General features: G+C 41.3%; 21 protein-coding genes. 13 read left to right on the top strand and 8 right to left on the bottom strand.

The genetic code is table 11. The annotated features are described in order from the left end of the window. The first annotated feature begins 76 nt into the window (after positions 1-76). Both SNE25_RS12415 and SNE25_RS12410 read left to right on the top strand, forming a co-directional pair. A complete protein-coding gene (locus SNE25_RS12415; RefSeq protein ID WP_321565421.1) occupies positions 77-1369 on the top strand; it encodes an esterase-like activity of phytase family protein in 1293 nt (430 codons plus the stop codon). A 644-nt stretch (positions 1370-2013) separates the two neighbouring features. Further along, positions 2014-3477, top strand: a complete 1464-nt coding sequence (locus tag SNE25_RS12410; RefSeq protein WP_321565420.1) for a sialate O-acetylesterase — start codon at positions 2014-2016, stop codon at positions 3475-3477. Positions 3478-3543: 66 nt separating this feature from the next. On the opposite strand, the gene SNE25_RS12405 is transcribed toward SNE25_RS12410, so the two are convergent. Then, entirely contained in the window at positions 3544-4848 is a 1305-nt protein-coding gene (locus tag SNE25_RS12405) for a spondin domain-containing protein (protein ID WP_321565419.1), read from the bottom strand. Positions 4849-5019: 171 nt separating this feature from the next. Between SNE25_RS12405 and SNE25_RS12400 the strand changes: the two genes are divergently transcribed. From SNE25_RS12400 to SNE25_RS12380, 5 genes are all read left to right on the top strand, one after another. Then, positions 5020-5388 (top strand): hypothetical protein, encoded by a 369-nt coding sequence (locus SNE25_RS12400; RefSeq protein WP_321565418.1) that lies wholly within the window; start codon positions 5020-5022, stop codon positions 5386-5388. A gap of 109 nt (positions 5389-5497) precedes the next feature. Continuing rightward, on the top strand, positions 5498-6382 hold the full coding sequence (locus SNE25_RS12395; protein WP_321565417.1) for an alkaline phosphatase family protein: 885 nt from the start codon (positions 5498-5500) through the stop codon (positions 6380-6382). Positions 6383-6427: 45 nt separating this feature from the next. Beyond that, positions 6428-7204, top strand: a complete 777-nt coding sequence (locus SNE25_RS12390; protein ID WP_321565416.1) for a polysaccharide deacetylase family protein — start codon at positions 6428-6430, stop codon at positions 7202-7204. Positions 7205-7359: 155 nt separating this feature from the next. Then, complete coding sequence (locus SNE25_RS12385; RefSeq protein ID WP_321565415.1) at positions 7360-7878, top strand: AAA family ATPase; 519 nt, start codon at positions 7360-7362, stop codon at positions 7876-7878. Positions 7879-8475: 597 nt separating this feature from the next. Next, entirely contained in the window at positions 8476-9117 is a 642-nt protein-coding gene (locus SNE25_RS12380) for a DNA alkylation repair protein (RefSeq protein ID WP_321565414.1), read from the top strand. Between the two features lie 121 nt (positions 9118-9238). On the opposite strand, the gene SNE25_RS12375 is transcribed toward SNE25_RS12380, so the two are convergent. The 5 genes from SNE25_RS12375 to SNE25_RS12355 all read right to left on the bottom strand — a co-directional run bounded on the left by SNE25_RS12375 (position 9239) and on the right by SNE25_RS12355 (position 13361). Beyond that, positions 9239-9934 (bottom strand): hypothetical protein, encoded by a 696-nt coding sequence (locus SNE25_RS12375; protein WP_321565413.1) that lies wholly within the window; start codon positions 9932-9934, stop codon positions 9239-9241. Between the two features lie 263 nt (positions 9935-10197). After that, positions 10198-10986, bottom strand: coding sequence for a DUF4350 domain-containing protein (locus tag SNE25_RS12370; RefSeq protein ID WP_321565412.1), 789 nt, complete (start codon positions 10984-10986; stop codon positions 10198-10200). A 40-nt stretch (positions 10987-11026) separates the two neighbouring features. Beyond that, positions 11027-11845 (bottom strand): SDR family oxidoreductase, encoded by an 819-nt coding sequence (locus SNE25_RS12365; protein WP_321565411.1) that lies wholly within the window; start codon positions 11843-11845, stop codon positions 11027-11029. Between the two features lie 32 nt (positions 11846-11877). Then, complete coding sequence (gene kduI, locus SNE25_RS12360; protein ID WP_321565410.1) at positions 11878-12708, bottom strand: 5-dehydro-4-deoxy-D-glucuronate isomerase; 831 nt, start codon at positions 12706-12708, stop codon at positions 11878-11880. Positions 12709-12881: 173 nt separating this feature from the next. Further along, positions 12882-13361: a Dps family protein gene (locus SNE25_RS12355; RefSeq protein WP_321565409.1), complete on the bottom strand. Its 480-nt coding sequence runs from the start codon at positions 13359-13361 to the stop codon at positions 12882-12884. A 95-nt stretch (positions 13362-13456) separates the two neighbouring features. Here SNE25_RS12355 and SNE25_RS12350 point away from each other — a divergent pair, with 95 nt between their 5' ends. The 5 genes from SNE25_RS12350 to SNE25_RS12330 all read left to right on the top strand — a co-directional run bounded on the left by SNE25_RS12350 (position 13457) and on the right by SNE25_RS12330 (position 17975). Then, the gene (locus tag SNE25_RS12350; RefSeq protein ID WP_321565408.1) at positions 13457-14224 is read left to right on the top strand and encodes a DUF4905 domain-containing protein; all 768 of its coding nucleotides are present in this window, start codon (positions 13457-13459) and stop codon (positions 14222-14224) included. A gap of 21 nt (positions 14225-14245) precedes the next feature. Then, positions 14246-15277 carry a LysM peptidoglycan-binding domain-containing protein gene (locus SNE25_RS12345; RefSeq protein ID WP_321565407.1) on the top strand — a complete coding sequence of 344 codons (1032 nt, stop codon included), beginning with the start codon at positions 14246-14248 and terminating at the stop codon, positions 15275-15277. Next, positions 15270-15902 (top strand): uridine kinase family protein, encoded by a 633-nt coding sequence (locus SNE25_RS12340; protein WP_321565406.1) that lies wholly within the window; start codon positions 15270-15272, stop codon positions 15900-15902. The genes SNE25_RS12345 and SNE25_RS12340 overlap by 8 nt, the downstream gene beginning before the upstream one ends. Positions 15903-16003: 101 nt before the next feature. Then, complete coding sequence (locus tag SNE25_RS12335) at positions 16004-16759, top strand: MBL fold metallo-hydrolase (protein ID WP_321565405.1); 756 nt, start codon at positions 16004-16006, stop codon at positions 16757-16759. A gap of 148 nt (positions 16760-16907) precedes the next feature. Beyond that, positions 16908-17975 carry an NHL repeat-containing protein gene (locus SNE25_RS12330; RefSeq protein WP_321565404.1) on the top strand — a complete coding sequence of 356 codons (1068 nt, stop codon included), beginning with the start codon at positions 16908-16910 and terminating at the stop codon, positions 17973-17975. Positions 17976-18033: 58 nt separating this feature from the next. On the opposite strand, the gene SNE25_RS12325 is transcribed toward SNE25_RS12330, so the two are convergent. Beyond that, entirely contained in the window at positions 18034-18690 is a 657-nt protein-coding gene (locus SNE25_RS12325; protein ID WP_321565403.1) for a 3-oxoacid CoA-transferase subunit B, read from the bottom strand. Positions 18691-18818: 128 nt separating this feature from the next. Beyond that, on the bottom strand, positions 18819-19517 hold the full coding sequence (locus tag SNE25_RS12320) for a CoA transferase subunit A (RefSeq protein WP_321565402.1): 699 nt from the start codon (positions 19515-19517) through the stop codon (positions 18819-18821). A gap of 158 nt (positions 19518-19675) precedes the next feature. On the opposite strand from SNE25_RS12320, the gene SNE25_RS12315 reads away from it, so the two are divergent. Then, complete coding sequence (locus tag SNE25_RS12315; RefSeq protein WP_321565401.1) at positions 19676-20251, top strand: hypothetical protein; 576 nt, start codon at positions 19676-19678, stop codon at positions 20249-20251. The last annotated feature ends 20 nt before the right edge of the window (positions 20252-20271 follow it).

The following is a 20271-nucleotide window of genomic DNA, read 5'->3' as shown; positions in this document are numbered from 1 at the left end:
TCAATTGTTTTTAAGTTAACATTTCCTTTACAAGCCGGGGTTTAATTTGTGAAAGTTATACAAAACCAAACATCCCATGAAAAAACCTTTATTAACAATCTTTGCGTTTACGGCCATTGCACTTAGCGCCTGTAAAAAAGATCATCCTGTAAATGTTGTAGCCGAGTACCCGAATATGGCAGAAGCTGCTGATCCTAAACTGTTGATGACCACTCCCGATGGCGTAAAAGTTTATAACGGTGGTTTTGGCTCTGCCATCGCAGCCGACCATAAAGACCCCAACGTTTTTTATCTGTTAACCGACCGTGGTCCTAACGCAGCGGGCGCCGTTACCGATGCCATCATTTTCGGCAAAGCCGATTTTACTCCCGAAATAGGTAAATTCAGGTTAAAGGACGGCAAGCTGGTACTGGAACAAACCATTGAGTTAAAAAACGCGTCGGGCCAAAAGTTAAATGGCCTGCCAAACCCTGCCGGAGAAGGTGCAACAGGCGAAATCGCTTTTGACTTGAGCGGCAAACAAATAGCCCCAAGTATTGACGGTATTGATTCGGAAGGTATGGTTTTGGCAGCCGATGGCTCCTTTTGGATCAGCGACGAATACGGACCACATATTGTGCATTTTGATGCGTCAGGTAAAACCCTTGAACGTATAAATCCATTTGGTACTGGTACAGGCGGCCGTAAAATTCCACTTGTGTTTGCCAAACGCAAGCCAAACCGCGGAATGGAAGGCCTCACCATTACACCTGATGGAAAAACACTGATAGGCATGATGCAATCGCCTATGTTAAACCCAACCAAAGCCGCGGCGAGTAATTCAACTATATTACGCATACTAACTTTCGATATCCAGTCGGGCGCAACCAAGCAATATGCTTATGTAATGGACAATGTAACACTTACCGGTGTTAGCGATATTGTGGCCGTTAACAGTACCACCTTTTTAACCATTGAACGCGATGGCTTATACGGCGGCGCGCCAACAAATCCGGCGACTTTTAAAAAGGTATTTAAAATAAACATCGACGGAGCTACAGATATCTCAGACGCTGCTAATAGTGCTACTGGTAAGCTATACGGAGGTAAAACCGTAGAAGAATTGAATGACAATGCAGGTTTGCAGACGGCGGGCATTACCCCTGTATCCAAAACCCTTGTTCTTGATCTTTTGAAAGACCTGCCAACTGTTTATCCGCATGATAAAGCTGAAGGACTGGCATTGTTACCAGGTAATATACTGGCCATTTCAAACGATGATGATTTCGGCGTGCTGGATAATGGTAAAGGAGGCTTCAATCCTAAAATACTGCCAGCTACCAATTCGGTAGACCATAACCGTGTGTATTTTGTAAAAATCAAATTATAATAAAGCATTATAATCTGATTACAAAGAAGATAGATAAAATCCGTCCCGATAATGAGATGGATTTATCTTTTAATTTTCAATTGGTGTTTAAACTTTAAATACGGTGTTTTCACGGATTGACAACATTAATTCACCTGTCTACATTTGCGATAACAAGCACGAATATTATAATGCCTGCTAAAAGAAAAAAAAAGCCCTTAGTTATTCTGGAACTCCCTATTAAAACAGCTATTTTCTTCCTTATACTTTTTATAATGGTTTTTCAGCAGGAAACCCGTGAATTGGTAGATATGGTGCCAAATGCTCACCACATTGATTTAAAGCTTTTCACTAACCTTAAATCATTTGTTACTTTATTTAACAATATCGTGTTATACTTTAAAGGAATCTATTAAACATAAAATAGCCTGCCTGCGGGCCAAAAAAAATTAAGCATATTGTTGGTGATATGCTTAGTAAATGGTCTGACTGACCTCTATATAGGCATTATCCTTTAAACCGGATAATGCTTTTTTATTCTGCATAAACTTATGCAATAGCAGTTAAATCTTTACATACAATCAGCTATCATATTGCTCCAAACATTTTTTTAATCGTAAAATTAAATATACTTTAAACCCGTTTATCATATTCCAATACAACCTATGTTTAGTCACGTTAAAATTAGCCTGAGTACGCTGTTTGTGTTACTCATAACGTTTTATGCCAACGCGCAGTTAAAACTACCCAATGTTATTACCAGCAATATGGTACTGCAACAACAGCAGCCAGTACCTGTCTGGGGCTGGGCGGGTAAAGGAGCCACGGTATCGGTACAATTTGGAGGTCAGGAAAAAAGCACAAAAGCCGATGAAAATGGGTACTGGAAAATAAGCCTGTCATCTTTAAAAGCATCTGCAGAACCTGCACAAATGACTATTATTTCTGCCGGGCAAACAATAACGTTGAATAACATACTGGTTGGCGAAGTATGGCTATGTTCCGGCCAATCAAATATGGAATACCCGATGAAGAAAGGCTATTCCAGAACACCACCGGCAAGGGGGGCGGATAGCGCCGCGATGGAACTTTCGGTTAATAACCCACAGATACGTTTGTTTAATGTTAAAAGAGATCTTAGCGGCCCTGATGTGGTAACTACAGGCTGGCAGGAATGCAAAGGTGAAGCGCTGGAGCAGTTTTCGGCCCTGGGCTATTTTTTTGCTAAAAACATACAAAATAAATTACAGGTGCCTATTGGTATCCTATTTACATCATGGGGAGGCACTCAAATTGAACCATGGACGCCTGTATCAGCCTACCTCAAAATGCCGGCTTTTAAAGACGAAGCCACTAAAACCCCAAAGCTGATGAATGGTGTTGAACCCGGTAAAATTTATAACAGCATGGTAAAACCATTAGCCCCTTACGCACTTAAAGGCTTTTTATGGTACCAGGGCGAATCAAATGTGGTTACGGAAGACAGCATTCGTTATGCCGACAAAATGCAAGCCCTTATTGAAAGCTGGCGCGAAGCCTGGGGCAATAATAAGCTCCCCTTTTATGACGTAATGCTGGCCCCTCATTATTATACCCACCGTAAAGACAAGCTTCCGCATAACTCCGAAACGTTACCATTGATTTGGGAAGCCCAAACCGCCGCACTTGCCATCCCCAATACCGAAATAGTAACGGTAAGTGATTTGGTAGATAACCTGGACGATATCCACCCATCCTATAAATGGGAAGTAGGCCGCCGGATGGCCGCATTGGTATTATCAAAAAAATATGGCTATAAAAACATGGAGTTTACCGGGCCACGGTTTAAAAGCATGCAAGTAAAAGGTGATAAAATTGTCTTAACATTCACACACTCCAAAGGTCTTAAAACCAGCGATGGCCAACCTGTAAACTGGCTCACTATTGCAGGCAATGATGGAAAGTTTGTTGATGCCAAAGCAGAGATTGAAGGCGACAAAGTAAGTGTTTCGAGCCCACAGGTTACTGAGCCTAAGCAAGTGCGTTTAGGATGGAATGAAATTGCAGAGCCAAACCTCGTTAACGGAGCTGGGCTTCCGGCCGTTCCGTTCAGAACGGATCACACTAAATGGGCTTACCAATTACCGTAAAATCAAACCTTTTAAAATTAACAAAGGCATCTGTTTTTACACAGATGCCTTTGTTAAATGGATCAATTATTTAATAGTTACTTTGATTATACCGGGTATAGCCGGCAGAGTAGTGAAAGCATTGGGGTTAGGCACCGCTGTAATAGGCAGGCTTTCTTTAAGTGGTGTACCTGCGAGGTTAAACTGAGTAATACCAGCGCCCGGAAACTGATTAATAGCTGTACCATCATCATATAGCTGGATGCTTGACGAGATATCGCCTTTTGTAGTAGCATCAACACCGTTACCAACTGTGGCAAAAAACCAATCGTTTGAGAACCCGTACATGGTTGCAATAGCCAAACGGTCGCCGGGCGAAACAGAAATCTCTTGCGATACGCTTCCACCTGCCTGCCCTCCTATTGTAGGAAGTAAAACTTTTGTGGTAGCTGCAGCAACAGTGTAAACTGCTTTAATTCCTGATTTTCCTTTTAAATATGCAGCTAAAGTATCGGGATTCCCTTGCTGGGCAATTGCTCTTAAGCCCTGCATCCTGTCGTTTTCCCCGGTTTTATAAATAGGGTTATCCACGCCGTTGTACACAACAATTAATACCGGCGAAAGTGGTGTAAAAATACCGGTTATGGTTTTTACATAAGCGCTGAGCTGGGTGTTATCACCCGCTTCGGCAATACCGGTAAGGCCATTCGCCGTAGGCTTACCGCTGGTGTATAATGGCGCTGTGTTTTGCAGAGTTCCGCCAACGATGTAGGATACAGCCCAAACTCCCGGACTAAGCGGTGTTTCGTTCGCAGTACCGCCCGAAATATTTTGCAGCGTTAACATAAACACTGAGTTGCCTTTATACTTTAAAGTCGCTTTCACCAGTTTTGACGCGGATAAGTACTTATTACCCTGGGCATCGGTCCCGTTCACTTCGGTAATATTCTTATTATCGGCAACGCCGGGATGATTTACCGAAGCGCCCGGCGCCTGGTTAATGCGTGTTCCGTTATCCCATAGTTTTACCTGGTCAGATACGTCACCTTCAATGGGTGCTCCTTTGGCATCGTAAACCTGTATCCCCGGATTAGCCGGCGCAAAAAACAAATCGTTCGACCAGCCATACATGGTTGCGAAAGTAATGGCCTCGCCTTTGGCAGCAGAAAACTCAACAGTAGTTGATTGTCCCGGTAAAATAAGCGCCGGAGAACCTGTTCCCTGAAAAGTTCCGGATTCAACCAGTGGTTTAGAGTTTAAAACATTTTCTACAGTGATGGTCGCCTTCTGGCTTTCGTTAGATGGATTACTGTCGTTATTTTTTTTACATGCCGCAAAAACAAATGGCACTAATGCCACGGCAGACCAATTGGTGATTTTTTTAAAGTTCATAGTGTATATTTTTCCTGTTTTGTCGGGAAAAGAAATACATCCTTACAATAAATTTCAACTTAAATTGATGACATGCCAACTCCGTATTTTACCTGATAGAATTATATAAAGTTTACTGATATTATTTCACTTTTATTTAAATTTGTTGTTACAGTAATTTAACACAGGCGCATGACCGGTAAAAATTTAGTCAATGTTCTTATTTTTACATTTGCCGTATTGATGGTTTTGCTGCGTCCTTATGCGGCTTACCAGATCTCCATGCGGGCCGATTTCGCCACTAATTCCACTAAAGTTAATTCGCTGCTGCAACGACTTATTAAAAAGAAAGAAGAGCATCACTCTTCTGAAGCTGATCATATCAAGGCGGTTTCCCCATCTAAAACAATAATGCCTTTGCCGGTACTTTTACTGCTTTTCTTATCCTCAAAATTTATCTTTTTACTTACAACTGTTAAGAGATATGCGAAGAGTAATACCATTTTCCAGATTTCTCCTCCGGATAAATACTACCTCCGGTTATCTAAAATTCAATTATGATTATCATGATCATTTGAATAGCATAGCAATATTTTTTTAACCAATTCTTAAACTTATTTAAAACGAGCCTTCACGCGCGGTATCGTATTTAAAGACTTAATTCAATTATATGAAACCATATTATTTAGCAATTACTATATTATCATTCATTAGTATACTGACCTCCTGCAGCCCTAAAGTACCACGCCCGGATCATATTATCATTGTTATGGAAGAGAACCATGGTTATGACGAAGTGATCAATTCACCTAATGCTCCGTTTATAACGCAATTAGCAAAGGAAGGTGCTTTGTTTACAGATGCTCATGGCGTTACCCATCCCAGCCAACCTAATTACCTGGCCATATTTTCGGGGAGCACCCAGGGGGTAACCGATGATAAATGCCTTGATAATGAAACGCCCTATACTACACCTAATCTGGCCGCTTCACTTATTAGTAAAGGGTTTACTTTTAAAGGTTTCGCACATACCATGCCATCTGTGGGTTACCTTGATTGTGAATATTTAAAAAGTAGTTTAACGGGTGCATCCTTATATGCCAGGAAACATGCACCCTGGGTAAACTGGCAGGGCGATGGGACAAATAATATACCTGAAACCTTAAGCCTGCCGATGACATCGTTCCCGAAAGATTTCCATAAGCTGCCAACCGTTGCATTTGTCATTCCGGATATGGACAACGACATGCACAACATCGGCGCGCCAGGTGATAGCGCGGCCATACGAAGGGGCGATCAATGGTTAAAAGAAAACCTGGAAGCTTATGCAAAATGGGCAAAAACACATAACAGCTTGCTCATAGTAACCTTTGATGAAGATGATTTTAAACCTGTAAATCATATTCCAACCATGTTTATAGGGCAAATGATTAAGCCCGGTAAATATGACGACCGCATTAATCATTACAATGTACTGCACACTATAGAGGCCATGTACGATCTCCCGATTGCTGATACAACCAACGCGGAGGCAATAAAAGGTATATGGAAATAACAGATCGGGCAATTATTAAACCGATATGAAGAATCAATGTCATTCATGAAAAAGCTTATTTTTTCTCTTTTAATCATAAACTTGGCTGCACAGGCCCAGGAAAAAGTTCAATGGCCCGGCCACAAAAAAGCTGTTATCGTGCTTACCTATGATGATGCGCTTAAATCGCAGCTAAATATAGCTGTACCCCAGCTGAAAGCCGCCCACTTAACGGCAACTTTTTTCCTGACTGGCGATATTGACAGTCAAACCATTTCCGAGTGGCGCAAACTCAGTAAAAAGGGATTTGAACTGGCTAACCATACCATATTTCATCCCTGTCTTAGTACAGATGATAATCCGGTGGTTTCTGATAAATACACGCCTTACAGCATTATTCGCGAAATTGAAGTTATGAACCATTTTCTGTACGCGGTAGACGGGAAGAACAGTCGTACTTATGCTTATCCCTGCGCCGAAACAACGGTTGGCACAAAAGATTATGTAGATACACTCCGGAAATATGATCTGGTTAAATATGCGCGCGTTGGTGGCGATATCAATTCGGTCATAACCGATTTTAAACATTTAGACCCTTTACAAGTCCCCTCTTTCGGACTGGAAGATAATACTCCAGCAACCCAACTCATTGCTTTTGTAAAAAGCGTTCAGCAAAGCGGCGGTATGGGAGTTATCATGTTTCACGGCGTAGGTGGCGACTATATTACAACCTCATCAGCCGCGCACCAGGAATTGCTGAATTACCTTAAAGAAAATAAGAAAACTTTATGGATAACTACATTTCAAAAAGCAATGGATTATGCGATGAAGCCCAATAAATAACAATTCGTTTTATAGAGGGGAAGATAAATCATCTCCCTCTCTATAATTAAGATAAAACTCTGGTTAAGGAACAAATGCGATCATCAGCACGTTAAGTTTACAGATATCCTGATAGTCGAAACCAGTACACACAATAGCAAAATTTTATAACGACCATGTTTGATGTAAATAATTTAGATTTCCTAAATGATACGAATCCGCTTGTTGTATTAATGTGCGGTATAACAGGATCTGGTAAAACAACATTTGCCCGGCAATTGGAGGAAAAAGGTTTTATAAGGCTTTCTATTGATGAAGAAATATGGGCCAACAACGGCCGCTACGGAATTGATTATCCGGTTGAAATGTACGGACAACTAAGCCAAACGGCCGAACTTAAATTACGTGAGCAATTATTACATCTTCTGAAAGAAAGACGCAATGTGGTAATTGATTTTAGCTTTTGGCAGCGGGAAAAAAGATTGCTATATAAAAAGCTTATTGAAGATGCAGGCGGAAGCTGGAAACTTATCTATTTAAAAGTACATCCGGATGAGTTGCGAAAAAGGCTGCTGTTGCGAAGCGAACGATTTGACGCCAATGCTTCATTCAAAATTACAGAAGAACTGTTAACCTCCTATCTCAACGGATTTGAAGAGCCACAAAATGAAGGAGAAATTGTGATAGAAGCTTAAAGCAAAAAGTGGCACTACGTATAGCGCCACTTTTTAGATTTATCGATAAAAATATCCGGTTTTCCTACAAGGGCTCGAACCTCAATCTTCAGAGCCAGAATCTGACGTGCTACCATTACACCATAGGAAAAAGCGTACGTAAATGCTCGCGCGTTATTGTAATGCAAATATATAACCTGTGGGTTTATTACACAAAACCGAGATGTATTTTATATTTAAAGGGATAAAATTGAATGGTCTGTAACAAGAAATTCCTTCTGAAATTCAAAGAGATTTCTGGTACCCCCAACAGAAGTGTTGCCAAATGAGTTTCTAACAGATTTAAAGAAAATCGTGTTTTAGGCAGCTATGGAGTGAGTTGAAAAGTCAAGGTCGGATTATTGTCGAATCAATCATAATAGACCGTGGGGATATTATTAGTTTAGCAAGACGTTTTATTACTGCTCAATTATTATTTTTCTTCACAAGTTTGTTCAAGACTTAAAAATGTACGTCTACGCAAACAAAAAGAAATTTTTCTCTGAACAGACAAGGACATTGTAAGTGGATCATTATTTGAGGTCAGAATTATTTATTTTCAATAACATAAAGATTGATATGAAACTCTCTATAAAAGCTGAAAACATCTTGGCGCAAATCCACGCTAAAACTAAGTTAGGGGACTTACGAAAAATTGCTAAGGATATCAAAAAGGATCAAGAATTGGCTATGGAACTATGGTCAACCGGGAGTTTTTTGCCCAGGCAATTAGCCATCTTGATTATTGATAATAAGCTTCTTTCCCAAGATTTGATTAATAAACTTGATAAGGATATGCAGAGTCATCCATTTGATGAGCGAAATCAGCTAATAGATTGGCTAATGGCCAATCAGCTCACTAAGGATAAAAAGACAATTGTCCTGATCCAGTCTTGGGAAAATAGCTCTTCTTCACTTCAAAGACGAACTTATTGGTACTATCAAGCAAGATTGAGATGGATGGGACATACGCATTCAGAAAATACGCCCGACTTACTTTCAGCAATTGAGACCAGTATTACCTTAGAAGAGCCTGAGGTTCAATGGGCGATGAATTTCACCGCAGGTTGGATTGGAGTTTATGAAAAACAGTATAGAAATAGGTGTGTCGCTCTTGGCGAGAAAACGGGTCTTTATAAAGGTGAAATGGTATCAAAAGGCTGTACTCCCAATTACTTGCCAGAATTTATTGCGATGGAAAGCAACAAACGAAATATATAATTAACTGTGACACCAGTGCAACTAAAAGAAATGACAACTTGTAACATGGATTTTGCTTCAGGCGGGCTGAAGTACAAACTTGGAGCTTCGTGCATTAACCAACTTCAGGATAAGCATTTTATTAATCATCAAATTCGACAGCGTTTATTGTTTTAGATGCCCAAGAAGTAATTGATATCCTGATATCCTTCTTTTCCTCAATTGTCAATCCCCGCTTTAAAGGCAATATCCAATGTGTAGTATTTTTAAAATATAAAAGTAAACCAACCATACCTATTTCAACATCTATCTCTGCTAATCTATCCTGGTCAATCACATATATAGTGCCTGATCTACCGTTCATCTTTAAATAGACTCCATTCTCTTTTTTTAGAAGTGAATTAACATTGTCTCTTTGATGCCTCTCCGCAACCCAGGTTTCTTTGATTCTTTCTGAGATATAATGCTGAAAATGATTGTCGTCAAACTTTATAGTTGTCCACCCAAACGGAGTTTTTGATTTTAAGTCTTTCTGATTACGGCCAATTTGTTTCAAACAATAATTTGACAACTCCGATAAGTTCATTGCATTAGCGGCATCAGCAAGTCTTTGCCAATACTCTTCCGAAAAATAATGGTCTGTTTCTACTGTCAATTCAATTAGGCTCTCAAGTGTCAAGGCCCATTCATCCTGTTTAAGATAATCAGTAGCATTTAAATATTGTCTTTGATCTTTATAGAAATCAGGTATATAATCAATTAAATAGCTCAACTGTTTTTCCACGCTTAATTGAGATAGATCCTCGTTTTTCTTTTTAAAGAGATTGAACAACTGCATATTTATAAATATAAATATTCTGAGTAACAGCTGAAATTTATCGCATAAAAAAAGTAGCCAATAAAATTGGCTACTTGTCATAAATTGTACCCAGCGCCGGAGTCGAACCGGCATAAATGGCTTTAATGTTTTCCTGCATGGGCTCGAACCACGATCGTCTGAACCAGAATCAGAAGTGCTACCATTACACCACAGGAAAGTGGCTGCAAATATACTGCCTCTCGCCTTATAAAACAATGGTCACGTGTCAGTTATTGGTTATATTATTTATGTGGCACCAGCTTTAAAAGCCACTGTGCTACATCATTTGCAGCTTTATCGTTTTCAAAGCCTAATGCAGCGGGAAGCCTGCCGTTGGTGTATTCGTTATACAACCATGGGTCGCCCACAGCTACCACTGTACCTTTGCCATATTTGGCGCTGGCTATAATAGTGGCGTTGTCCTTGTTTTTCAAAACTGATTTTGCGGGGCCGCTTACGCTTATGGAGCATACATCTTTCATGTATATTTTACCGGCAGTTTTAAATATGGCGTTGCCGGCTGTTTTTACGCCGCCATCCTCAAAGTGGGCATCGTCAATAACATGATTTGTTAATTCGTTATTAAAATTGACGCCAAACTTGTTGGCCAGCGTGTTAAAATGCGGCAATTCTACATTGGCGCTGTCATTAGCCATCATTAACAGCACACCGCCCTTTTTTACCCATGCTGCAATCTCATCAGCATCTTTAGGCTGAATATAATTGGGGTTTGGATTTTCTTTTTTACTATCGGGATCGACAATAATGTAAATAGCATTATTATTTAAATTTTGAGCGGTAGGTGCTTCGCCCAGCGTATCGAGTTTTGCGCCTTGCTTTGTAAAAGCCTCTCCAAAAATAGAGAAACCGTTACTATTCGTTTCGTTCCACATATAATGGAAGCGTTTCAGTTGACCGGTTTTATCTTTATGTACTTCGTGGTTAAAATAATAATCGAGGGTAACAGTTTGGGCGCCGGCCGCCAATCCAGAGCCCATTAACAAGGTTATTATGCTTAATTTCAGTTTCATAATTGGATATTTTAACAAATAATTCAGTCGTTTTAACAAATTATACACCGCCAAATATAGAAAACCCGCCATCCACGCAAATCATTGATCCGGTTACAAATGCCGAAGCATCACTGAGCAACCAGGTGAGTGCCCCCTTCAATTCATCGGCATGACCGAAGCGTTTAAACGGTGTTTGCTTGATCACCAGTTCGCCCCTTGGGGTATAACCGCCTTCGGGTTTGGTAAGCAGGTAACGGTTTTGCTCGGTAAGGAAAAATCCAGGTGCAAGGGCGTTCATCCTGATCTTGTCGCCGTAACGGTTGGCCAGCTCCACCGCGAACCACTGGTTATAGCAATCAACCGCAGCTTTACCAATATTGTAGCCCAATACTTTGGTAATGGCACGCTTGGAGTTCATAGAGGATATATTTACGATACTGCCCGCTCCTGCGGTTTTAGCAATAGCCTCGCCAAATACCTGGGTTGGTATAATGGTTCCCCAGGTGTTTAGGTCCATTACCTTTTTCATACCGGCTATGTTCATTTTAAAAATATCCTCTTCGGGTGCTAAAACCCCTTCGGGCATATTGCCGCCGGCGCCATTCACCAGGCCATCAACTTTGCCAAAAGCATCAACTATTTTATTTTTGGCAGCTATCAACTCGTCTTCGTCAAGTACGTCGGCAACCAGGGCAATGGCTTTACCGCCGTTTTTATTAATAGCATCAGCACGCTCTTCGGCAACCTGCTGGTTGCGGCCAAGTATACCTACCGCGCCGCCGGCTTCAACAATAGCATTTACAAAGGCGTTGCCCAGTATGCCCGTACCGCCGGTTACTACAATTACTTTGTCGGCTAATGAAAATGAATTTTCCAATGTTTTATATTTTTAGGATGATAGATTGATTTTTATCTGAGATCGGGTATGGCAATAGCGTCCATATCGGTATAGTCGAGGTTTTCGCCTGCCATTCCCCAGATAAAGCTGTAGCTGGCTGTTCCGCTGCCGGAGTGGATACTCCACGGCGGCGATACCACCGCATCGTAATTATCCATCAGGATATGGCGTGTTTCCTGACCTTCGCCCATATAATGAAATATTTTTTGACCCGCTGGTACATCAAAATAAAAATAGGCTTCCATACGGCGGTCATGCACGTGCGATGGCATGGTATTCCATACACTGCCTTCGTGCAGTATAGTAAGCCCCATAACCAACTGACAGCTTTTTATACCCTCCAGGTGAATATATTTATTAATGGTACGTTTGTTGGCGGTTTCATTTGAGCCGGTGTGCACTTTAGCAGCATCGGCATTGGTCATTAATGTGGTAGGATATACCGTATGGGCCGGCGCCGAAAGGATATAGAATACCGCAGGCTGGGCGCTGTTTTTGCTGGCAAACGATACACTTTTTGTACCCTTGCCAATATAAAGGCAATCAAGCTTATTTACCTGAAATGTTTTTCCGTCGGCAGTAACCTCGCCATCACCGGCTACGTTAATAATACCAATTTCGCGGCGTTCCAAAAAATAATCGGCACGCAGGTTTGGATAGTTTTCCAGTTCAACCGACTTGGTTACAGGATGGGCCGCTCCTACTATCATTCGGTCATAATGGGTATAAGTGCAATTCAGCTTATCGGTTTGCACCAGCTGATCAATCAAAAACCGCTCTCTGATTTTCGCTGTCTGATAACTTTTAAAATCTTCGGGATGTACGCTATGTATTACTTTCAAGGCTTTTATATTTTGGTAAGGCAATTCTACAACCTATCTTTTTTAAATCAAAAGTATTCGGCAGTTTATTCTACTCAAACGATTGCGCTGGCTAATTTGCCCCTAAATAAAAGGCATAAAAAAAGCCGCTGACACATATATCAGCGGCTCCTCAAAATTATTTTACCTGTTAATTAGTCTTCGTTAACAAACGAACGCAGCATCCAGGTATTTTTTTCATTAAACTGCATAAAGGCATTCACCATATCGTTACTTCCATCGTCACCGGCTTTGGCAGTAATCTCCATGATCTCTCTTTCTTTTGCAATTAAAATCGCCAGGTCGTCAATAATGGCTTTAACCATTTTGGTATCTTTTAAACCAATGGTTTGAATTTCCTTAATTTGAGACGTTTCAATATAGTCTTTAAAAGTGCTGTATGGCGGTTTGCCCAAAGTAAGTATACGCTCGGCAAGCTCATCAATGGTAGTAAGCGCGGCGGTATATAATTCTTCGAACTTTAAATGCAGGGTAAAAAAGTTTTGCCCTTTAATGTTCCAGTGGCAGCCGCGTACTTTTTGATAGTAAATGTGATAGTTGGCCAGCAGATCATTCAAATGGTCAACAACGGGTTTTACTTTACCTTCTTCCAGGCTTATTTCTTTAGCGTTCATATGTAAATAGTGATTTTATTGTTAAACATCGGCTCAGTTGCAATGTTTGGTAAATATAAGCAGTTTTGATTTTAATACCCATATTTGCAAACTTTATGACAAAGCTGCTACCTTTTATTAACGAACAATTTGACTGGCCAATATGGCGCATGGAAATTGACAGTTTAAGCGGCATTTTGTTTGTTGAATTAAGAAACAGCGAAGAAAAAAAAGTAGCATTTGGCGCCGTAGACCTTCATAACGGTCAAATTTTTTTCAGGGATGCTACTACTCCTGAGCGGTGGCTTACCGGTGTAGAGGCGGCTTATAACGGTGTACTGCTGGTACACAATTATTTATCAGGAACCGGCCCCGTACATAAAGGGCTTATTGCTATTGATGGTACATCGGGCAAAACAATATGGAGTAATTACACCCTGGCTTTTGATCACCTGTCTGTCAACGGTCCGGTTGTTTATAACGCTCAGATACAGCCTAAAAAGTTATTTCTGGCCGATGTTAAAACCGGGGAAATATTAAGGGCATATCAGCCTGTGCTTGATACAGCTTTGGATAACGGCATAAGCGTACCGCAAATGATGCCTGCACATTTTTTGCACAACTTGCAATTAACAGAAACCGAGTCGTATGGAAATACGATACATTATATGGAGCACAATTACTATAGAATTGTATCTTTGCACACGTTTTTTCAGCAAAAATTAAAACAGCATTTATATATTATTAACATCGACGGCGCAATTGTTTACCAGGATTTGTTGAACAGCCATATACAAAAATTGCAGCCGGAGGCGTTTGTAGTACATAAGAATAAACTGATCTATTTAAAAGACAGATCAACGTTAATAGTTTTGAACTTATAAGTTACTGTATTATAATTTATTATGAAATTAAAGATTTTTTTATTGATCGCTCCCCTACTTACACTTTCTATATCTCTTTTTGCAAATCCTGTAATCGATTCCGTTGGAGTTGAAAACCATGACGGTAAAAAAGTGATCCTGCATAAGCTTGACCCTAAAGATAACTATTACTCCATTGGCCGCCGCTATAATGTAAGCCCTAAAGCCATTATGCAGTTTAATAATAATGCTCCCCTTAAAATAGGCGGTATTATTAAAGTACCTACCGAGGCGTCCATTTTGCAAACAACTACAACTCCTCAATCGGCTGTTAACAAACCGCAGGTACAACCACCCGTTACACAACAGCAAACAAAACCACAGCCTCAGCAGGCAGCCGTACAGCAGCAAACCAAGCCGCAAGTACCACAGGTTGCACAACAACCTGCCCCTGCTCAGCAAACGGCAACCGCTCCTGCGCAAACAACCACTACTACAGATACCACACCACAAAAACCACTTAATTTAGATAATGTACAACAGTACAAGGTATCTGCGGGCGAAACCCTTTTTTCAATAGCCAAACGTTTTGGTACTTCTGTTGATGATATTGTTAAATTGAACAACTTAACATCAAACACCCTTGCGCCTAACCAGATCATCAAAGTTCGCGCAGGTATGCCGCCCGAAGAAAGACCTGTAGTGCAACAAGATGTGGTAAAACAGCAGGATTCAACCGTAGCCGCTCTTGATAGCGCCGGTAACAAATTGAAGGCCAACAAATACGGCTTATACGAAAAGAATGAAACGGGTGTAGCTACCTGGATAGATGATACCAGCCTTGACCCTAAAAAGGAACTGGTACTGCACCGCACCGCTCCCATCGGCACCGTTATCAAGATTACTAACCCCATGAATAACCATACCACTTATGCAAAGGTAGTTGGTCGTTTTACGGATAGCGAGGCCACCAAGGATGTGCTTATTGTGATGACCAAGAACACTGCCGACGCATTAGGTGCTTTAGACAAACGTATCCACGTAAATATCAGTTACGGTAGCCCAAATGAATAAACCTTATATTATTGGAATTGCCGGTGGTAGTGGATCTGGCAAAACCTTTTTCCTGAAAAGTTTCCTGGAGCATTTTACTGCCGATGAAGTGTGTCTGATATCGCAGGATGACTATTATTTTCGCGTGGCTCATAAGATGACGCCAGAAGAAAATAAAGAGTATAATTTTGATCTGCCATCCACCATTGACCATGAGCATTTTCAGCAGGATATCAGCAGGCTTTTTAATAATGAAACCGTTATTAAGCCCGAGTATACTTTTAACAATCCTAATGTAGTACCCAGGATGCTGGAAATAAAACCGGCCCCTATTCTAATTGTAGAAGGCCTGTTCATCCTGTATTTTAGGGATATTGCCGATATGCTGGACATGAAAATTTTTATTGAAGCCGACGAAGAAGTTGCCATGGGTCGTCGCCTGAAGCGCGACCTGATAGAGCGCGGCTATTCGCACGATGATGCCATGTACAAATGGGTAAACCATGTGGTACCAGCCTATAAAGAGTTTTTGCTGCCCTATAAAGATGAGTGCGACCGTATTATCACGAACAACAGCCACGTGGCACAGGATATTATTTGTGTAACTGAAGAAATATCTGCCGGATTAAGAACAAAATTATTTTAACGGGATTTGAAAATTGGTTGGTTTGAAGATTTGAAAATGATTACGCAGTGGCGACATTTTCAAATCTTCAAATGCTCAAATTAGTATTCTGATTTGTTGTTATGATTGCAGATGAAATTAAAATAAAATACATCGGCGGTCCTACCGCCCTGTTTGAAGTAGGAGGACTAAGCTTTTTAACAGATCCTACCTTTGACCCTAAAGGTTCGGCTTACCCAACCAATATTTATACACTCCATAAACTGTCTGACCCTGCTGTTAAGGCCGGTGAACTGGCGCATATTGATTTTGTATTGCTAAGCCATGATCATCATTTTGATAATCTTGATAATTCGGGCAGGAGCAGTTTAAATGAGGCGGATCAGGTTATAACCACCCCTGCAGGAGCTGAACGCCTTGGCGGAAATGCCATTGGGCTTAATAATTGGCAAACTATTGATATACCAACTAAAGATAACCGCATACTAACCATTACCGGTACCCCTTGCAGACATGGTCCGGTTGGTGGCGATCGTGGCCCGGTTACCGGCTTTGTGCTGAACTTTAAAGGAGATACCACTGGCGGGGTTTACATAACCGGCGATACGGTTTGGTATGAAGGGGTTGAAGAAGTTTCCAAACGGTTTGACATACAAATTGTAGTTGCGTTTTTAGGTGCCGCCGTAGTAAAAGCCGTTGGCCCCGCACATCTCACCATGACCGTTGCCGAAGGCGTTGAACTGGCCAGGCATTTTAAAAATGCAACCATCATTCCGCTCCATTTTGAAGGCTGGGAACATTTTACCGAATCGCGGGCCGAAATTGAAGCCGGCTTTAAAGAAGCAGGATTACTTAGCCGTTTAAAGTGGGCGAATTGATTTATTAGAGGACATCTTTAATTAATCTGCAATATATTATTTCTCATTTTGTTAAATATTAATCACTTTAATATACATAATTAATAAACGTCTTTTCAAGGAATATTTAACAGGTACTTTTGATAAGCAAACCAATTATCAGATACTTATGAAAAACTTATCCTGTAAATATTCCTTATTTTTTGCGTATGCTTTTATTTTATTAATACTGCAGAGTTGCAAAAAAACAGAATCGCTACCCTCGCCGGCAACAGATTCAACTGAAAGCACAATTAGCAACAACCTTAGCGTACTCTCCGCTACACCTCCCGATTCATTATTTGACAAAATTTTAACGCCACGCACATCTGCTAATCCCAGGCCCATAACAAGCGGATACAAAATCTGTAGCGACTCCAAAGGCAATTTGTATGTTTCAGGAATCCCATATATACGAAAAATCACACCACAGGGTGTAGTAAGCCAGTTTGGACCGGCTTTAAATGCAAACGGAATAAAGGCTGCAAAAAATGGCGATATTTACATAGTAGGCCTTAATAATAATACGCGCGGTCTTGCTAAAATAAGTCCAGGCGGCGTGGTTAGCTATATAACCTTAACCGGGCAGCAATTACAGGATCCTACCGATTTAGCTTTAGCCGATGATGGAACTATTTATGTAACCGATGAGAAGTTGCACCAGGTACTTAAAATTACGCCAGACCGCGTGTGTACTCCATTAGCCGGAAGCCAAACCGCTGTTGGCAGTGCCGACGGTGTAGGTAGCAAAGCTCACTTTACCAATCCATACAATATAAAGCTGGCGGCAGATGGCGTTTTATGGGTGGTTGACGGCAATGAAGTCGATCCCGCCGGGCGAACAATAAGAAAGGTAACGCTAAGCGGGGCCGTAAGCACAAAATTCAGGCTTCCTAATAACTTTCTTAACGATTATATATTTGATATAGCCGTAGCCAAAAGAGACAGAAACTTTAACCCCTCGCCTTATGAAAGTATATTTATACTTTACCGTAGTGGCAAAGTAAGCCACTGGGGCACAAATGGCGTAGAAACACCACTTAATATTTATGCCAATGAAGGTAATGCAACCGGTGTGTACACCAAAGTTAAATATGGTGAAACAACCGCCATTTGCATTCACGAAAATGCTATTTACATTCCTGAAAGTTATAATTACTATAATTTTGTAGTACGTAAGATCACTAAAACCAAATAATGGTTTAAACAAGAGTAACCGGTCAAAAACATTCGCTTCGCGGTTACTCTTGTTAACTTTAAATAACAATCTCCGGTACTTCGCCCTCAACAATCAATTTCCCCGCAGTAGCATTTTTAATTTCCTCTACACTTACACCGGGAGCACGTTCCAGTAGTTTAAAGCCTCCTTCGGGTAATACATCATAAACCCCCAGCTCGGTCACTATTTTTTTAACACAGTGAACGCCAGTTAAAGGCAGACTGCACTTTGCCAACAGTTTTGATTCGCCGACTTTGTTTACCTGTTGCATGGCAACAATAATATTTTCTGCCGATGCTACCAGATCCATGGCGCCCCCCATGCCTTTTACCATTTTACCGGGAATTTTCCAGTTGGCTATGTCGCCGTTTTCTGATACTTCCATAGCGCCCAGTATGGTTAGGTTAACCTTTTTGGCCCTGATCATGCCAAAGCTCATAGCCGAATCAAATATAGCCGAGCCCGGGAGCATGGTGATGGTTTGCTTACCCGCGTTTATCACATCCGGATCTTCCTCTCCCTCAAACGGGAATGGCCCCATACCCAGCAACCCATTTTCCGACTGCAGCACTACGTCCATCGTTTCGGGTATGTAATTGGCCACCAGCGTAGGGATACCTATACCCAGGTTAACGTAGTAACCGTCTTTTATTTCTTTAGCTATTCGCTTTGCTATTCCTTGTTTGTCGAGCATGTTATTAATTTGAGAATTTGTTATAAAACCGATTTGTCATTCTGAGCGTAGCGAAGAATCTACTCTTCGATAGGCAAGTTGGCGAATAGATCCTTCGCTACGCTCAGGATGACAAAGGAAAAAAATCCTTACTCCTTTGCCCTCACGGTCCGCTGTTCAATCCGTTTTTCATAATCCTTACCCTGAAAAATACGGTGTACATAGATGCCCGGGGTATGGATGTGGTCAGGGTCGAGCTCGCCGGGTTGTACCAGCTCCTCTACCTCGACAATTGTCACCTTACCGGCCATGGCCATTACAGGATTAAAATTACGGGCCGTTGAGCGGTACACAAGGTTACCCATGGTATCGCCTTTCCAGGCTTTTACTATAGCAAAATCGGCGTCGAAAGCCATCTCCATCAAGTATTCCTTACCATTAAAATTGCGGGTTTCTTTACCTTCGGCTACCTCGGTGCCTACACCGGCTGGGGTAAATATGGCTGGCATTCCGTAACCCGCAGCCATGCAGCGCGTGGCAAGCGTACCCTGTGGTAATAGCTCTACCTCCAGCTCGCCACTGAGCAGCTGTCGTTCAAATTCGGCGTTCTCGCCTACATAAGAGGAGATCATTTTTTTTACTTGCCGTTGTTTTAGCATCAGGCCGATGCCAAAATCGTCAACTCCGGCATTGTTTGATATACAGGTAAGCTGTTTTACCCCTTTTTTAACAAGTGCGGCTATACAGTTTTCGGGCAAACCGCACAAGCCAAAACCGCCTACCATCAAGGTCATGCCATCCTGAACATCGCGGATAGCCTCATCTGCATCACTAACTACTTTATTCATATTTTATAATTGGTTATTTCAAATTTAGAGATTTATAGGATGATTTAGCCGTGATGATACAAAATACATTCAGCCCAAGTTTTATTTCTTTCTAATTAATAAATAAAACAATTAGAAAAATCAGCTATTATAATTAGTACATCAAATACATAAAACCTATGATAATGCAACAAGATAACGAGTTCCAGAATGATGATCATGATCCGGAACAACATGATAACAAACCCAACGCTTACCGGGTAGACGACGATGATAACCTGACAGAAGAAGACCTGCAGCATGGTTACCCTACATCAAAAGATGACATGAAAAAACAGGACGCGCCCGGCATGGAAGGCCATCCTATGGGTGGTGAAAACTTTGGTCAAAATAACCTTACTCCATCCGGTGATGACAAGGCCAATCCATCGCAAATGGCAGGTAATAATAATGCCTATTTCGGACGTACCCAACCGGCCCAAGAGCATCCGGAAAACAGCAATTTTACCGACCCGAACCAGGCCGGGCAATCAAACTACGGACAGGTAATGGATGCTACCAATAATACAGGTCAATCAGATCAGCACCCCGAGGGAGATAAAGAAGAAAATGATGATGATGACGGAGAAAAAAGGCCAAACCCTCAACAACCATACCGTGAAGGCACAGCCGACGATGATGGCGACAGCGATAAGAAGCAGACAAATATACCCGGCCCTAATGAACTGCCCGATCAGCAAAAGGTTGGTGAATAACGATGTGAGATTTCAGATGT

This window comes from Mucilaginibacter sabulilitoris (assembly GCF_034262375.1).
Taxonomy (GTDB): Bacteria; Bacteroidota; Bacteroidia; order Sphingobacteriales; family Sphingobacteriaceae; genus Mucilaginibacter; species Mucilaginibacter sabulilitoris.
The sequence above is the reverse complement of the archived record's forward strand: the minus strand, read 5'-3'. Positions and strand labels throughout refer to the sequence as shown.

Excerpts from the sequence above, each read along its gene's own strand:
- SNE25_RS12415 (WP_321565421.1), top strand. The coding sequence starts at position 77 with ATGAAAAAACCTTTATTAACAATCTTTGCGTTTACGGCCATTGCACTT.
- SNE25_RS12410 (WP_321565420.1), top strand. The coding sequence starts at position 2,014 with ATGTTTAGTCACGTTAAAATTAGCCTGAGTACGCTGTTTGTGTTACTC.
- SNE25_RS12405 (WP_321565419.1), bottom strand. The coding sequence starts at position 4,848 with ATGAACTTTAAAAAAATCACCAATTGGTCTGCCGTGGCATTAGTGCCA.
- SNE25_RS12400 (WP_321565418.1), top strand. The coding sequence starts at position 5,020 with ATGACCGGTAAAAATTTAGTCAATGTTCTTATTTTTACATTTGCCGTA.
- SNE25_RS12395 (WP_321565417.1), top strand. The coding sequence starts at position 5,498 with ATGAAACCATATTATTTAGCAATTACTATATTATCATTCATTAGTATA.
- SNE25_RS12390 (WP_321565416.1), top strand. The coding sequence starts at position 6,428 with ATGAAAAAGCTTATTTTTTCTCTTTTAATCATAAACTTGGCTGCACAG.
- SNE25_RS12385 (WP_321565415.1), top strand. The coding sequence starts at position 7,360 with ATGTTTGATGTAAATAATTTAGATTTCCTAAATGATACGAATCCGCTT.
- SNE25_RS12380 (WP_321565414.1), top strand. The coding sequence starts at position 8,476 with ATGAAACTCTCTATAAAAGCTGAAAACATCTTGGCGCAAATCCACGCT.
- SNE25_RS12375 (WP_321565413.1), bottom strand. The coding sequence starts at position 9,934 with ATGCAGTTGTTCAATCTCTTTAAAAAGAAAAACGAGGATCTATCTCAA.
- SNE25_RS12370 (WP_321565412.1), bottom strand. The coding sequence starts at position 10,986 with ATGAAACTGAAATTAAGCATAATAACCTTGTTAATGGGCTCTGGATTG.
- SNE25_RS12355 (WP_321565409.1), bottom strand. The coding sequence starts at position 13,361 with ATGAACGCTAAAGAAATAAGCCTGGAAGAAGGTAAAGTAAAACCCGTT.
- SNE25_RS12350 (WP_321565408.1), top strand. The coding sequence starts at position 13,457 with ATGACAAAGCTGCTACCTTTTATTAACGAACAATTTGACTGGCCAATA.
- SNE25_RS12345 (WP_321565407.1), top strand. The coding sequence starts at position 14,246 with ATGAAATTAAAGATTTTTTTATTGATCGCTCCCCTACTTACACTTTCT.
- SNE25_RS12340 (WP_321565406.1), top strand. The coding sequence starts at position 15,270 with ATGAATAAACCTTATATTATTGGAATTGCCGGTGGTAGTGGATCTGGC.
- SNE25_RS12335 (WP_321565405.1), top strand. The coding sequence starts at position 16,004 with ATGATTGCAGATGAAATTAAAATAAAATACATCGGCGGTCCTACCGCC.
- SNE25_RS12330 (WP_321565404.1), top strand. The coding sequence starts at position 16,908 with ATGAAAAACTTATCCTGTAAATATTCCTTATTTTTTGCGTATGCTTTT.
- SNE25_RS12325 (WP_321565403.1), bottom strand. The coding sequence starts at position 18,690 with ATGCTCGACAAACAAGGAATAGCAAAGCGAATAGCTAAAGAAATAAAA.
- SNE25_RS12320 (WP_321565402.1), bottom strand. The coding sequence starts at position 19,517 with ATGAATAAAGTAGTTAGTGATGCAGATGAGGCTATCCGCGATGTTCAG.
- SNE25_RS12315 (WP_321565401.1), top strand. The coding sequence starts at position 19,676 with ATGATAATGCAACAAGATAACGAGTTCCAGAATGATGATCATGATCCG.